General features: G+C 49.7%; 1 pseudogene. It reads right to left on the reverse strand.

Annotated features, from left to right (window positions below):
• Positions 1-223 (reverse strand): annotated as a pseudogene (locus RW092_RS05320) (DDE-type integrase/transposase/recombinase); the annotation flags it as partial.
• Between the last annotated feature and the right edge of the window lie 87 nt (positions 224-310).

Genomic DNA, 310 nt, shown 5'->3' on the forward strand with positions numbered 1-310 from the left:
CGCGCTCAATGACGGGCATCGCCTCCTGGTAAGCTAATGGCCGATTACGTTTCGATTTCGCTGGTGTCAGCGCAGGAGGGTTCGTGAGAGCGCGGATAGCATGCTTCCGATGGCAACCCAGCACCTTCACGGCGTTGTCAAGGATTGCAGATTTCTCATTTCGCGATTTCGCTCTCATGTATTGATCAGCCAAGGTACGGATTACTTCACGTCGTGTTTTCATGCTCAGTTTCAAAACACATCCCTTCGGTAACATTTCGATGTGAGTGAACCGATGCCTCTTTAGTAACATTTTAACTGAGTGATCGCG

This window comes from Paenibacillus sp. 3LSP (assembly GCF_032465655.1).
Lineage (GTDB): Bacteria > Bacillota > Bacilli > Paenibacillales > Paenibacillaceae > Fontibacillus > Fontibacillus barengoltzii.